Genomic DNA, 15,666 nt, shown 5'->3' on the forward strand with positions numbered 1-15,666 from the left:
ATAAAAACGGAGGCTCCGCATTAAGCAGAACCCCTGTTTTTTTTATTCGCTAACAAAACTTAGATTTTGCGGTAATGCTTGAAATAGAAGTCGTCATCACCCCTACCAGCATTATCAAGCATAATAGCATGGAGCTGGCCCTTAATATTCGGAGATTTGCCATTATCCAAATCCCAATAGGTTATACCTTCCGGCTCCTCGCCATAGGTATTAAATTGGAATCTAAAGTGATGGCTTTGATTGGAACGAGCCCTAATTCTTGCGTAATTAACCTTATTGGGATTATACGAAAGTTCAGGAATTTCATATACGGTAATTCCGCCCTTTCTATTACTATGTTCATTTTTGTAATACCCATTACAGAGATGCAAATTATTGCTCTTATCAAAGCACCCACCCTGCATGCATTCTCTCTCCACAAATTCATCACCTTCTTCATCAAGAAGATTGACCTGTGTATAAATTTTCAAGAAATCACCCCTACCGGCACGAATTGCATTAAAGTCAATCGAATAAACATATATCGGATTATTTTTTAGGATATAACCATTCGATGTAAACAGCAAACCATTATTCGGATTAATCGCAAGCCAGCCAATATCGTCGAAATAGCATCCATTAGGAAGCTTCATTTCATTTACCGCAAGCGGTTTATGGATATTATCCGTGTCAAAAGCAACAATATACGGCCGACCGTTTTTCGTAACAGGCACAAACAAAATTTTATTATAGCAGTCGATATCACCAAGATGATAGCCATAATGATACTTGTAGATCTTACGCGACGGATCCTCACCACCGCAAGACAACTTCAAGTCATGATCTACCGGGAATTTCCAAATATTGCCATTTTGAGTAAAATACCAGTTCGAATCATCATGGCAAACGCCATTCATTTCTTCGCTCCAGCCATTTTCACGATTTTCAGGATACTGTCCAAGATAGCTATAGTGAGGCATATCCTTTCCCGCATAAACAGTTTTTTCAAGCTGAGCACCAACTTTATCCTTGGCGAGCCAACTATACACAGGGAAGCTCCAGACCTTACCCGTTCTGAGATTTTGGATTTTCACGCCATCCACAAACCATGCGGCGTCTTTCTTAGCATTATTATGACCAATGGTAATCCTTCCAATATCGCCAATGTCTAATCCACAAGTATAGGTTACAGAATTCACTTCACCAGCTTCGCAATCGTCACTATCATTCGGATCGTTAAAATCACTCAAGTAAAAACTACCATTCGTGCCAAATGCACGAAGATAAACTGTAGCGTCAGTACCAGCCCCGTTCGCTGCCTCACCGGTGAAAATGGTAATTCGATAATCAGTTACCTGCGTTACGCTACTCGGAGTAAAGGTCGCATAAAGCTTGCGATCAGCTTCATCCTTGGCAAGCCAACGATTGGTAAGGAACGTCCACATCTTGCCAGTTGCAACATTGGTGATCGAGACAGAACTCACGAACCAACCGGCATGACCATTTTTGTTATCATGACCAATGGTAATTCTCTTGATATCCCCAAGATCATAATTAGCAGACACATCAATGGTGTTTACATCACCCTTTTCAAAATCATCTTTATCATTTTTATCGTCAAGATTATTCCACGTACACGACCCATTCGTACCTTCAGCGGTAAGAAACACGTGAGCGTCTGTGCCAGCGTCCTTCATGGAGCCCGTAACGATTCTAATTCTATAAGGTGTAGCCATATTTTATTCCTTTTATTTTTGTTGTTAACACACAAGCAATACCATTTTCTTTCAATAGTATTACCAAAGCATTACGAATATACGTCAAAGAAGATGTTGATAGATTTTTTCGCACGTAAACTTTCAAACTCCAATTCCAGGCACCACAAGCAAAAATCAAAACACGAAATCAATTCAAAGCAACAATTAATTTATTTAAATAAACAAAATAATATAAAATTTATTAACAGCCACAAATCTTTTTCAAAAGCGTATAAGATCAAGGATTCTACAAAAATTTCATAGATTCTATTCACATTTTAAAATCAAGAAAAAGAAGATCGAATATATTTCCAGTCTTTAAAAAGCGAAAAATGAAAAAAGTAATTTACTGCTCACATTTTACAATTTCATATTTTTTTCTTTTTTGCGTACTCAAATAGCGAATAAAATAGTCAAGTCATTTTCTTTAAAATTTCAGCAAATAATTTAATTTTTATTACTCAATCAAAGATTCAATTACAAAATTTATCAACGTAAACAAGCAAGCAAATTAAAAATCGACTTTTCACCCGAAACATTTTACAATAGAAACAAAGTAATTCCAAGAAAACAAAAATCAAAAATAATCAGCAAATTCTTTTATTTTAGATTCATTTTCACAAAGAATTCCATTGAAAAAAGTATTTTACACGTATTTTCATTACTAACAGCAATTTCAAACATTTTTTGTTCTCAATTTTTATTCAAAGCAAACAAACGAAATCAGTATATACAAGCAAATACAAACAATATTTGTTCTCAAAAAATTTATATAAAACAACTTATCCGTAAACAGATTAAGGTATCACCAGTACATTTTGTAAAGAAAAAGTTATTCTAAAGATGTATCATACTTGTATCATATCGATTTATATTGCATACAAAACTGTTTTTCGTAACAAGAAAAACAGAATCCCGATACACCCAAAAACTTTTAAAGAAGGACAAAATAATGGCTGAAGATCAAAAGCTCTCTCAGAACCAAGACCAATTTGCAGCGACTTTTTATGACGAAGTCAACAAAGTCATCGGCGGAACAAACCCCAACGAAAAGCTCTGCTTGCTTTTGCCCGGCATCACGCTTTTAAAAAGTGATTTTTCGTACGATTACCAAAACAACGCCCCAAAGGGCCCCGTAATTGAAGCAAACGAATCACGTTTGGCAAACAAGCTTTATGATCCGTTTGACATGGTTCTTTCTGACAACGGTAAAACTTTAGAGCACCAATACAAATCAGCTCTTGACGCACTCACCCCAAGATTGAACCCAATCATTGCCAAAGCAAAGAATCAGCTTAGAGATCTTTTGCTCAAGAATTATCCTTACAAGTTCGAAGGCGATGAACCCGGAAAAAAATACACATTCCAGGAAGTGTTCTTCCGCCTTTACGACAAGTATGTTGAAAAGCTCAGCGCATGGTCTCGCGACTGTCAAAATGAACGTGACAACATAACCAATAGGATTAAAAACGAAGCCGGGCTTTCGCTCGCCGAAAAGAACCAGAAAATCGAAAACGAATACCTCATTTGGTACGAGAACAATGCAAACGCTAGACTCACAGAAATCAACGAAAAGATGTCTGCAGTTTTGTCCGTATTCTCCGCAAACGATATGAAAATCATCGAAGGCATTCTTGATAGCGGATCTGGTGCAGAACTTCAAGAAGCCCGCCAAACGATGAACAACTTCCGTAAGCTCAGTCCCAACGGCGGCTACATTTACCCGGTAAAGTTTAATCCTACAAATTGGTTCGATTATCTCGACACATCCTTTACACCCGTAGATCTTTTAAGTTCTCCGGCAACATTGCTCGACGAATTGGAACTGTACTACACAAGAAGAAGTTCCTTGCAAGCAAAAATTGAAGCTTTAGGCAAATCCATTCCGACAAAGGATGCGTTAACAGAACAACAAAACAAAGTCAATAGCACAAAAGAAGCTTTTGACACAGCCGACAAGAATTTACAGGATTCCATGGACAACGGATTCTCGGACTTTGCCAAATTCGTTGCCAAGGCCGTTTGCGCAGCCTGCGTTCCGACAGATGCCGCAACAGGAACCGTCGACACCAGCAACGACGAAAACGCAAAGAAAGTCCTTGGAAAAGCACTCAACGACACAGCCAATAAAGAAGACGAAAATGGAGATAGCTCCAAAAAATCTGCACCTGGAGTCAACATTGGTGAACTTGTAGAGCAAGGCATTGACACAATTTTCAGCGCAGGTACAAAGGTCAACGCAGCTCAATCGGCCTACTTGAATGCGATGGAATCTTACATGTCCGCATTGGGCACATTCATCAAGTCCAAGAACCTCACACAGCAACAGGCTTTGCTCGACGCTCTGCAAAATCAATACAATGAAATCAATAGAAAAATAGACCTTTTAAACACAAAGTTGAACCTCGCAGGATCCATCGAAGGTTCTGAGACTTCTTCTACAACTCCTCCAACGGTTCCTGACGGATTTACACAGCTCACGATTATCCACAACGTATCAAAGAGCTCCACATCAACACATCAGGAAACCCAAGTCAAGACAAAGACTACAACAAAGGGCTTCTGGATTTTCAAGAAAAAGCAAAAGAAGACTACAGCAACTTCATCTTTTGAAGAAGTTTGCGAATCCTCGGGTACCGAAATCCGAATCGGCATGAATATCGCCAAAGTCACCATTGAACGCGAATGGTTCAATCCAGGCGTATTCGCATTGACTGGCGAAATGTACAATGTCGCAACAAAGAACACAGGAACAGGAACTCTTTGCATCGCTCACGGCCCTGACAGCGCCCCAGAAGAGATGAACGAAGATATCTTCCCGTGCTACCCGACAGCATTTGTTATCGCACGTGACGTGACCATCAAGATTACGACAACTTCTTCGACCACGTCTACCAAGATGTCATCAGCATCAAGCGAAGCTTCTAAATCAAAGGGATTCTTCGTATTCAACGCGGGCAACGGAAACAGCTCTTCTTCATCCGACAGCTCCACGTCGACCATGTCTGACGACAAGTCCATTACGATGCGATTCGCAAATCCGCAAATCATCGGTATTTGCCAGCACTACCTGCCGAAGGACGAAAGTACAGCATATCCTGCTACCGAAAGCGGCGACGATACGATTATCGCTTTCGTTAACGCCTACAAGGAACTAATCGACCAGAAGCTCAAAGAAGAAGCCTAATCATCGTAAGCGCAAAAATAAAACACAAGGAGAAACGGGGAAATCCCGTTTTTCCTTGTGTCCATTTAAATTATGAGATTTGACATGGCTGCTAAGACTAAGAAAAAGCAAAAAAAGAAAACTCAGAAAATAAAAATAACAAAACAAGTAACGCCACTAGTTAAGGCCGAGGAACCCGTACAAACCAACGGTAACGACAATTCCTTTGCCACGATGATATACAACGAAATATCATCAGCCATCGGCGGGCACAACGAAAATCAATTTTTGTGTTTACAAATTCCAGGTACAACCATTGTTGCAAACGATTACAAATACAACTACGATAACGGCGAACCCAAGCCACCAATGGTCGAAGCAAACGAATCACGTCTTGCAAACAAGATGTTCGATCCTTGCAGAATAACGGGAACCGACAACGGGTTCTCGCTGCCATATCAATACAAATCGGCACTAGACATGCTAACGCCAAAGCTCAACAAGAGCATTGCCGATTACAAGAACAAATTACGAGAACTTTTGCTTAGCGAATACCCTTACGATTTCGGGAAAGGCATCGAAAAGGGGTACACTCTACAAGAAGTTTATTTCAAGCTTTTTGAGGACTATATTGCAGAACTCGAAGCTTGGGCTAATTTAAAGAATCAAAAGAAAATAGAATTTAAGGGCCGCTTGTCAGAGAAAGACCGTGGCAAGAGCGCCTATTTGGAATGGTACGAAAACGAAGCCGAAAAGCATTTAAACATCATCAACGAAAAGAAAGCCAAGATATTGTCGGTTTTATCTCCAAACGACATGAAAATTTTGGAAGGCGTTCTAGATAGTGGAACAGGAGCTGAATTACAAGAAGCCCGTCAAGCCTTAAACGGGGTCAGAAAAATCACTCCAAATGGTTCTTACGTTTATCCCGTACGTTTAAATCCGCCAAATTGGTTTGAAATGCTCGGGACATCATTTACACCATCAGACATGGCAAGGAGCACAGAGGCAATAGCATCTGAAATACAGACTTACTCTATTCGCAGGATGCAATTGTACTCCTATATCGAGGATATTGCAGCTCTGATTTCTAGCGACCAAATCAAGCCGTATCTAAAAAAAGTCGATACGGTAAAGAAGCAAATGGAACGTTCTTTAACCCAGGCATCTACTGTGTATGGTGATCAGGTACGTGATTTCGCCGTAAAGTCACCATTTGCCGATATCAAGCCGTACTTAAAGCGAAGCGTTTCTATGCAGCTAGTGCAGAGACTTTCGCAAAACGCAAGATTACAAGAACAAAGTAAATTAAGCGATGCCCAGCTCGCTGTAAAGATCAACAGAGATATAACAACAAACATCAACCAAAGAAACAGATACGTTGCCGCCATTAAAGAACTGGAAAAAAGCATCAGAACCGAAATTAAAGAAAAGAAATTAGACCATATTCAAAATCATCTAGATCCTATTACAGATCAAATTAAGATTTTCGACGAGAAAATCACTGAGCTACAAAAGCAGTTGTCGCTTTCATCAAGCATTGAATCCAATACCAGGAATTTGCCACTATCCACCTCGGTTGTCCCCAAAGGATTCACAAACATCGTCATAGATTCTAGTATGGAATCCCTAGAACAGCAAACATCATACACCGTATCAAACAGCACGTACAAGCAGGGCTCCCAATATCTATTCAACAACATTTCCTCGACAAGCAGTTCTAGCGCTTTCAGCAGCGAACTTTTCAAGAAATGCAAAATCCATATTGGAATGAACATCGCGAAAATCGGCATTGAGCGAGAATGGTTCAACCCAGGCGTATTCGCATTGACAAAGGATATGCTCAAGTTGGGATCTGCAATGATTTCCCCAAAATCCGACAACTACGACGGCATCACGGAAGAGCGCTTAAAAGATATGAGAAATTGCATTTTCCCGTGCTATCCAGTTGCCATGGTGATTGCCCGCGATATTACAATCACATTTGAATTCACAGGCAAAGAAAAGAAGGACATCATGGATGAATATCGCGCCATCGAAAAGCAAGCCTCTTCGGGACGCGGGTTCCTGATTTTCCAAAACGCATCAGAGAATTCTTTCTCGCAGCAAACAAACACAAGCACCTGGATTCACGAAAATACGGTCACAGTAAGAATTGATTCCACGCAATTGATTGGCTACTTCCTTGAAGCAACACGTGCCGACCAGAGCGAGCCTTTTGAATCCATGTCCGAAGAAACACGCAATGCTCAGCAGGTATCTTCCATTTCTGAATTTGTAGAGGCATACAAGGCAATCCTTAAAGAAAAGGCAAAATACTTAGAAAATGTAGAACGCCCTTACGAAAGCGAGCCCACTCCCACCGAAGATGTTTCTCAAACAGAAGAAATTACACAAGAAGATGTTTCTACAGAAACAGAAGAAAATACCACCGAACCATTAGTTTAATTCTCTCCTTTCCATTAACACGCAAAACAAACATCCAAAACATAAGCCTAGTCCCGCAAGGGGCTAGGCTTTCTAGATTCCGAGATGGAGAAGCCCTCCCGGAACAGAGTCCGGGATGACAAAGTGGCGGGCATGACAATCTATACAGGTTTCGCGGCACCCGGCGCGGCATTTTCCGTTGCTTTTTCTGCAGCCACGGCACCCATCGCATTTTCAGCAGTCTCGCCCGCTTCCAGCGTGACTCTTGTGCGGGCGTCGTACAAAGCTTTGGAAATGTGCGTGAAGGCTTCGACGACGACTGGGTCAAAGTGTTTGCCCGCCCCTTCGGTGATAATCGACATCGCCTTTTCGTACGGGAATCCCTTTTTGTACACGCGTTCGGCGATGAGGGCGTCAAAGACGTCGGCAACGGCCATGATTCGCGCAGAGAGCGGGATTTCTTCGCCCTTGAGGTGTTCGGGGTAGCCCGAGCCATCCCATTTTTCGTGGTGGTAGCTAGCCATTTCAATAGATTCGTTGAGGTAGCCCGCATCGAACGTGTCACCAGCATCGTGCACGATTTTCTTGAGGATTCGGCCACCTTCTGTCGTGTGGCTCTTCATGATGGCAAATTCTTCGTCGGTAAGCTTGCCGTTCTTGTTCAAAATCAAGTCCGAAACCGCAATTTTACCGATGTCATGAAGCGGAGCTGCCTGCTTGAGTTTACTGATGTAGCCATCATTCAACACACCCTTGAACTTGCCTTCGGCACGCAATTCTTTCGCAATCGCTTCGACGTATTCTGCAGTCTTTTTGATGTGGTCGCCAGTGTTCTTGTCGCGCGCTTCAACGAGTTCCGCGAATTCCGTAATCATCACGTTCTGCATTTTCTGAATTCTAAGAACCTGGTCGCGCACCTGTTCAATAAAGCTCTGGGTGTCCTCGGTCATCGAATTGAAATGGTCGTACAATTGGCCGATTTCATCACTTGTATTAATCTTGAGGTCCTTCACATAAGCAACTGCATTTTGAATCAGCGAAAGATCGAGCTTGCCCATTTCAAACGCCATCGCCGTACGCATCGTAGCCCCGGAAATTTTCATGGCGGCATGAGACATCTTATTCACAGGCACCACAAAGCCGTGCTTCATCACCTCAATAATCACCATCATAATAATCAGCGAGAGACCAAAGAAGAGCGACAACAGCTTGATAAAGAACATGGCCTCGTCGCGCACAATGGATTCCATCGAGATATCAGCTGCCACGTAGGCAACGGTGTTCCCCGCTGCATTTTTTATCGGCCTGTAAACGGTGAGGAGCCAGCCAAACTGGTCATCAGAAATAATCGGCTCGATTTCCTCGCCCGCCAAAAGCTTCGGCAAATAGGGTTCAAACGAGGGGTCAAATTCCACCAAGGAGCCCGGAGCGCCACCCGGTATGCCATCCGTATCGAGGTCAAATACCACGTGACAACCATCCGGCAAAATCTTGTACACATACACGTACTTTGTCTGCGGGAAGCTTTCACGAATACCTCCAAGCACATCACGGGTATGAGCATAGCCTTCGACCTCATAACCCTGCGCTATGTAATTGTCCACCTTTTCGGCATCAATTGCAATAGACGCCGCTTCGGTCACACCCCTTGCGATACTGACAAAATTATTGATGCAGTTGTCACGATACAAGAAGAACCCGATCATGCTCGCAAGCCCGCCCAAAAGGACTTCGGCGACAATCACCATGATCACGACCTTGTTCAGCAAGGAATGGCGAATTGTTTTTTTATCCGAAGAAAAACCCTTGTCGGCATTCTTATGATGGAACAGCTGGACATCTTTAAGTTCGTCCTTGACATGACGCGGGATAAAGCGAAAAATAAGAGCAGACAAAAGAACAATGGCACTCTTGTCAAAAACGTCAATTACGATATCAGCAAAGAGTTGCGAATAAAAACGGTTCCAGTGCAAAACGTCGTGGAACGCAATCGCGAACGGCGCCGAGATGCCCTCGCCAAAATTGAACCCGTACAAAGCATATGTAAAGACGGAACCGATACCACCGCCAATCAACGCAAAGAGCAATATGACTATGAGCAGTTTCCAGATATGATGGAAGAATCCTCGACGAAAAAGGAATGTCGCAAGCGTCGCAATTAAAATGCTCAGGACGCCATAGTAAGTCGCGACCGGCTCCGAAATTCCGTTGATGGCGTTCACGCTAAAGCCGACGATAACCGCAGGCAGGTAACCGCCGAGCATGGCCGTAAGCACGGTGCCCAAGCAGTCCAAGAAGAGAGGTATTCCAAAGAAAATAGCAAGCTTGGCGGGGATGACGTTCAGGAGCAGGCCCACGAGCATCAGCAAGAGGATGTTCCTCGACCGCGAGAAAAAGCCCTCGACGGATGCCCATATCGCTTTCAGTTTTAATTTAAATTTCAAAACATACTTTCTCATACCCAAATTCTTCCTTTTAGCTTACATAAAATAAATAAAAAAATGGGAGCCTTACACGAACTTGCCGTAAAAAACATCATATAAAAGGAGATGCCCGCTCGGAAGCGGGCATGACAAGATAAGCTCGTGATTCTTTTTAATTAGCGGTATTCGAACTTGGCCTTGAACAAGTGCTTGCAATTGTTGGAGTCGTTACCCCAGTGGTCGTTCGAGCCCGCAAAAACGTGGATACCGAAGTCGGCAGCACCTGCAACCAGGCGGCACATGCCCGCGATTCGCCAGATGCCACGAAGAATGTCGTCGCATTCCTCGCGAGTGAGGTCTGCACCATCGACAACGCCCTTGCACATATAAAGTCCATCGTGAATGAACGGGGCCGAGTTGTAGACATCGTTACCCTTCTTGATATCCGGAACGATGAACTGCGCAAAAGTCGGAGTCGACGCGCCATCGGACATGAAGCCCTTCTTGAAAAGGCAAGTCAGCAAAAAGTCGCGAGTCTTACCATCGGCCTTGGTGTAGCGCGTACCCTTGACGTACACGTAACGGTCGAGCTTGAAGAAATACATCTTGCCGTTGCCATCGAACATAAGCGGGAAATCGATCGTGACATCGTCCACGGTAATGGAATTGCGTTCTTTTTCGAGGTAGGTTCTGCTCTTTACCTTGTCGATATACATTTTTAAGTTAGCCATAAACTCCTTCACGGTGCAACGCTATTGTGCACACGAAGTAAAAGATATAAAATTTATTGGGATTGTCATCCAAACAAACTGTCTTTTACCTTTCAGAAACAAATAAACCATGAATTTGAGAATTATCTTTATCAAAGCAATCCTTAATAATAGAATAATAAGAGTCGTCGCCATGTTCAAAATATCGATATAGCGAAAAAGCCACCAAATCAGCAATTTGAATAGACCGCGATATCGAAGAATCAAGAAACAAAGGTACTTCTGCAAAATTATTTAACTTTTCGTTCCATCGGTTTCCTAGAGTTTGATAAATCCGAGACCAATTCTGATATTGATTTTCCATCTTGGATTTGTCAAAAATGCAAAGACCTCTAGCGGAATCCCCATGTTTTATAAATTTTCTTTTTAAAAACTTATCAAACCGGCTTGTCAATTGAGAAAATAATTCTTCAGATACGCTTTCATTTTTATTGCTCACAACAGAGCCAAATAAAATAAACTGACGGGGATAATTCATCTTAATACAAGCAAGACAATCTTTCAACAAGCAATCTCTCGTTTGCTTAGGAACGCTCCGCCAATAACCTTTACCACTCCTTATCGGACTCGCATGCAATTCAACATCTGTTCTCCCAAGATATTTTTCCATAACAGCGTCAACAGCCTTTTGAATCCAATATGTTTGGTTTTCAAAAGTTGCGAAACCAGCTAACACGCTGTATTTAGCATTAGGATCAGAGGCGACTCCAGAGTCATCTGCATACAACAGATACATCACCCCTCCAAAATAAAAAAGAGAGCCAAGCAGGATAACCTGACGCACCGCATAAAGGCAGCACTCTTGACTCTAATATCTTTAAAATAACAAATAGCTTCATCATCGTCAACAATTGCAAAATTCATGCCAATGCAAAAACCGATGAATTTAAGTCAAAAAAGGAATATTTATCCAAAAAAGAAAAGTGATTAATCGATTAAATCACTGATTAATCACTTTTTTTAGTACTTTATAACACATGAAATTCGCAAAAAAAAATATTCCTACAGATATCGCCACAATCTCGCAATGGGATGAAGCCAAAGGACACGGTGTTGCCTCAATCGACGGTCTCAACTATTTCGTGAAGCAATCGGCCTTGCGCAATTTGTACAACACGCCCAAAGTCGGTGACAAGATAATCGTCTACAAATACAACAAAACAGAAAACGGCGGACGCATCGCAGACGGAAAACTCGAATGCGTCACCGTTGTCTCAGGCGGAGCAAGCCTCCGCGCCTCGAAAACCGTCGGCTGCAAAGTGAACGTTTCCCCTCGAGTCATCCTCCTGGTGTTGGGGGTGATTATTGCTGAGGTTGCGGGGATTGGGGTTGCGATGGCGAGGGGGTGAGAGAATGAAAGATAATACTTTTAGCTCTTATGCAGCACCATGGTTTAGGATAGGAGATTAACTCAAATATAATTTACACATTGAAAGGAGGTTCAATAAGAAAATGTACATCTTCACCACCGATATTAGTATATTCTTTTTCTAGACAATAAAAAGAACCATTTGCATATTGAAAAATTTTCAATGATACCGCATGACAATGAGCTGGATTTTCTTTTATTATAATACCATCAGTCGTCTTTTTTATCACTGATACATTATTATGTCCCTCATGATATACATATCCTTTAGCCTCCACTTCAATGCCTATACAACTTTGTTTCGGAGGCTTCTTCTTTGGGAGAGCCCAATACAATTTCATTGTACCATTTTCTAAATTAAATTCATGTGAATGCAATTTATCAACATTTTTAACACCGGCTCGACCTAGAGCGTTTTGTTTTGCAAATTCTACACCTTTGCACAATTCATTATTTCCGCATAAAAGATTCGAATACACACATCCAATCTCTGGTATTTCTTCTTTTCTAGACTCAACAGATTTTCCTGTAGGTAAAAACTTTGTAGGCCAATTTTTAGGAAAATCACCTGTTCTAAGATTATATTTTTGACATTGAACTACATTTTCAAATACGTTTTTAGAAAACATTAAAGAACTATTTTTCTTACATTGTACTGCATTCTCCCCCATGACATCAGCTTCGTGCTCTAGCGCAGCATTATCATTAACCGGCATGCCGTTGATGTTTGTTGTAGGTGAAACGCGGCCGGCCATTTGCTGAGCGACATGCCATGCTTCGTGCGGGAGGCATTTTTCTTGACCGGGAGCAACATGAATATCCGTACCCTGCGTGTACGCAAGCGCCTGCACAGTCGCAGGTTTGGAACTGTTGTAATGCACACGCACATTGTCCATCGAGAATCCTGAAAGGCTCTCGATTCCCGCCTTCAAATTATCCGGCATTCCCGTATTATTCGGTCGCGGAGCCTCCGCATGCTGAGTAGCGTTATTTGCCATATCAGCTTTGCGCTGGAGGGATTCGTTTTGTGCTGACGAATCTAGGACTGCGGCGGCGTTTGAAGAAGTCTTCTTTTGATTAAATGTTATTTTTTTTGCGTACACAACAGACAAATTCATACTTTAATTATTTTTCTAAAAATGATATATCATCAACTATTCATTTCTATCTTAAACCATGGATTTTTTAAAGTATCCTTCTCTCCTTCACCCGTTTTATCAAGCACCTCATATTTTTTGCCCGTAACTTTCCAAAAAGAATAATGAGTCAGTGTTAAATACATATATCCATGAACATAATCCAAAACAATTTTACAATTATCTCTATCGTCACCCATTCCCGTTCCCGTATATTCAGCATACCCCACAGGTCTAGATATAGATTTACCCTTAGGGCCTCCTCCTTCACCATCATATGGATTTTGTGAGGTTTGATCATAGTGATTATGTAATTGACTATCGAACGTTTCCGGCATGGTCAAACCAGGCAAAGAGCCATTTCCATTTGCATGCCAACTTCTTAAGGCCCCTGGTGTATTACAATTTTTTTCTTTTCTAGCTTGTTCATCTTGCGTTCGTTCATCCATAACTCGTCCATAATACCATTCGATATAGATATCCCGCATCAATCTCACCAAAGATGTAGGGAATTCACATTTTGCAACAGACCATGGAATTACAGGAATGTTAGCCATATCATGCCCTTGGGGGGGGACAAATTCAGATTTCGGAATTCCATTCACAGCAGCAAGAGCGCTTTCACATGTTGACCAATCAGGATTTTCCACTTTTCGAACACCATCTTGAAAACCAAAGATATATCTACTATTAAGGCTCTTTTTAAGAGCCGGATTTTCATCAAATAATTTTTTCAAACCTTCATTTAAATTTTCAACAAACTTATCCACGTTTTTCTTAAAGTCACCATCAACAGGAGCATTTTTCTTTTTTAGTTCTTCTTTTATTTGTTTCACTTTTTCATTCATTTTTTCATTAACTTTTTTATAGCTACAATAAGATTCGAAATATTCAACCATCAAATCTATTTCTTGTTCATTCCAATAATCATTCAAATGCCCCAAAGTAATAGATTCAACAACAGCTTTTCGAATGAGATATTCAGAAAAAGATTCTTTTATAAACACCCCTTGAACAACTCCTTTCAAAGAGGCTCTCTTTGTTTGAAAAGATACATTTGGAGATAAACTTACGTTTCTACAAACTGAATCAGAACAAAATCTGTTATCAAAACAGTACTGCACGGCTTGCGCCCCCATCACATCGGCTTCATGCTCTAGCGCAGCATTATCATTCACAGGCATGCCGTTGATATTCGTAGTGGGAGAAACGCGGCCGGCCATTTGCTGAGCTACATGCCACGCTTCGTGCGGGAGGCATTTTTCTTGACCGGGGGCAACATGAATATCGGTCCCTTGCGTGTAGGCAAGAGCCTGCACAGTCGCAGGTTTGGGACTATTATAATGCACACGCACATCGTCCATCGAGAATCCTGAGAGGCTCTCGATTCCGGCCTTCAAATTGTCAGGCATACCCGTGTTATTCGGTCGAGGGACTTCTGCACGCTGGGCTGCGTTATTCGCCATATCTGCTTTGCGCTGGAGGGATTCGCCTTGCGCAGACGAATCAAAAATAGAGGAACCGCCAATATTTGTATTTTTTTGCCCAATTTTTTCTTTCTTTGTACTACAATAAAACATAGTTCTCCCCTAAAACTCAATAAGGCTTTACCAAATAGTGTTTTGTAGTACCTAATTGATCATAAGTAGCACTTTTTTTTTCAAATTCACCAGAATTTCTAATCAACTCCCGTTTTATAGCATGATAATGACGAACTATTGCAGGAGCAAGATTTCCTCGACACATCATATTAGTAGAATCCATCGAATGATACGCAAATCCATATCCAACATACTTATAATCAGGTTGACCCCTTTCATTTAGATATTTATACATCGTAACCTCTAACGTTTCAGGCCCTGATACAGGATTATTATCTTTATCTTCTAGTTTGATATTCCATTTTATTCTATCAACTTCATCAATATCAGCTTTTTCAAGTGGTTCATTTCGAGATGCTTCTTTTGCCACCATTTTAGCAGCATTCTTTGCTTCGACATCCGTATTATATAGTTTATTATTACCATCACTAGCAAGAGTAGAATAATAAACATTATTATCAACCTCATCTCCTTCTACAGTGGGCGCTCCAACGCAAGCATTTGAATTCTGAAAACAACTTTTATAAATATTTGTATCTAGAGCAACCCTCTGCACAACTCGCTGGGCAGCGTTAGCCATATCAGCCTTGCGCTGAAGAGATTCGCCTTGTGCGGACGAATCAAGGACAGAGGCGGCTTTGGTGTCAGCGGCCTTTTGGACGGTAGAGGACTTTTGTGCGTATGTAGAGTTCATAGGGATGTCCTTTTATACGAGAAGGAGGTTCCCGCTCGGAGGCGGGAATGACAATGCGGAGTGAGTTCTTCCAATTCGAGGATTGCTTCGCGCTAGATGAACTAGCCCTGAGCTGGGCATTCTTCCTCTTCGAGGGACGCGCGTTGGATGAACTTGCCTTGGACGGGTTCTTCCTCTTCTTCGAGGGATGCGCATTGGATTGCGCCACCCATCATATCGGCTTTGCGCTGGAGGCTTGCGCCCTGTGCAGAGGAGTCAATGACGCTTGCGGCGTTGTGGGAGGCCATGCGCTGGAGGGCATCGGATTTTTGAGTGTATGTAGAGGTCATATTTTTTCCTTTTTT

9 protein-coding genes and 2 pseudogenes are annotated in these 15,666 nt (G+C 41.9%); 3 read left to right on the forward strand and 8 right to left on the reverse strand.

Annotation, left to right across the window (positions count from 1 at the left end; genetic code table 11):
- Positions 1-59 precede the first annotated feature (59 nt).
- Positions 60-1,715 carry a PLAT/LH2 domain-containing protein gene (locus B7982_RS02510; protein WP_088659400.1) on the reverse strand — a complete coding sequence of 552 codons (1,656 nt, stop codon included), beginning with the start codon at positions 1,713-1,715 and terminating at the stop codon, positions 60-62.
- Between the two features lie 973 nt (positions 1,716-2,688).
- On the opposite strand from B7982_RS02510, the gene B7982_RS02515 reads away from it, so the two are divergent.
- Complete coding sequence (locus B7982_RS02515; protein WP_088659401.1) at positions 2,689-4,923, forward strand: hypothetical protein; 2,235 nt, start codon at positions 2,689-2,691, stop codon at positions 4,921-4,923.
- Between the two features lie 84 nt (positions 4,924-5,007).
- Positions 5,008-7,350, forward strand: a complete 2,343-nt coding sequence (locus B7982_RS02520) for a hypothetical protein (RefSeq protein WP_088659402.1) — start codon at positions 5,008-5,010, stop codon at positions 7,348-7,350.
- Positions 7,351-7,490: 140 nt separating this feature from the next.
- On the opposite strand, the gene B7982_RS02525 is transcribed toward B7982_RS02520, so the two are convergent.
- The 3 genes from B7982_RS02525 to B7982_RS02535 all read right to left on the reverse strand — a co-directional run bounded on the left by B7982_RS02525 (position 7,491) and on the right by B7982_RS02535 (position 11,306).
- Positions 7,491-9,788, reverse strand: coding sequence for an HD domain-containing phosphohydrolase (locus tag B7982_RS02525; protein WP_088659403.1), 2,298 nt, complete (start codon positions 9,786-9,788; stop codon positions 7,491-7,493).
- Positions 9,789-9,928: 140 nt separating this feature from the next.
- Complete coding sequence (locus B7982_RS02530) at positions 9,929-10,483, reverse strand: DUF1353 domain-containing protein (protein ID WP_088659404.1); 555 nt, start codon at positions 10,481-10,483, stop codon at positions 9,929-9,931.
- An 85-nt stretch (positions 10,484-10,568) separates the two neighbouring features.
- Positions 10,569-11,306 carry a DUF3800 domain-containing protein gene (locus tag B7982_RS02535; protein WP_144065907.1) on the reverse strand — a complete coding sequence of 246 codons (738 nt, stop codon included), beginning with the start codon at positions 11,304-11,306 and terminating at the stop codon, positions 10,569-10,571.
- A 193-nt stretch (positions 11,307-11,499) separates the two neighbouring features.
- Between B7982_RS02535 and B7982_RS02540 the strand changes: the two genes are divergently transcribed.
- Positions 11,500-11,871, forward strand: a complete 372-nt coding sequence (locus tag B7982_RS02540) for a hypothetical protein (protein WP_088659406.1) — start codon at positions 11,500-11,502, stop codon at positions 11,869-11,871.
- Positions 11,872-12,547: 676 nt separating this feature from the next.
- Here B7982_RS02540 and B7982_RS15195 read toward each other — a convergent pair.
- The 4 genes and pseudogenes from B7982_RS15195 to B7982_RS02560 all read right to left on the reverse strand — a co-directional run.
- A pseudogene (locus tag B7982_RS15195) lies at positions 12,548-13,009 on the reverse strand (DUF4157 domain-containing protein); the annotation flags it as partial.
- 1,142 nt (positions 13,010-14,151) lie between these two features.
- Positions 14,152-14,451: pseudogene (locus B7982_RS15200) on the reverse strand (DUF4157 domain-containing protein); the annotation flags it as partial.
- Between the two features lie 172 nt (positions 14,452-14,623).
- Positions 14,624-15,322, reverse strand: a complete 699-nt coding sequence (locus B7982_RS02555) for a hypothetical protein (protein ID WP_088659407.1) — start codon at positions 15,320-15,322, stop codon at positions 14,624-14,626.
- A gap of 101 nt (positions 15,323-15,423) precedes the next feature.
- The gene (locus tag B7982_RS02560; RefSeq protein ID WP_088659408.1) at positions 15,424-15,651 is read right to left on the reverse strand and encodes a hypothetical protein; all 228 of its coding nucleotides are present in this window, start codon (positions 15,649-15,651) and stop codon (positions 15,424-15,426) included.
- Positions 15,652-15,666: the final 15 nt, after the last annotated feature.

Origin of the sequence: Fibrobacter sp. UWB2, from assembly GCF_002210425.1 — a bacterium.
Classification (GTDB): Bacteria; Fibrobacterota; Fibrobacteria; order Fibrobacterales; family Fibrobacteraceae; genus Fibrobacter; species Fibrobacter elongatus.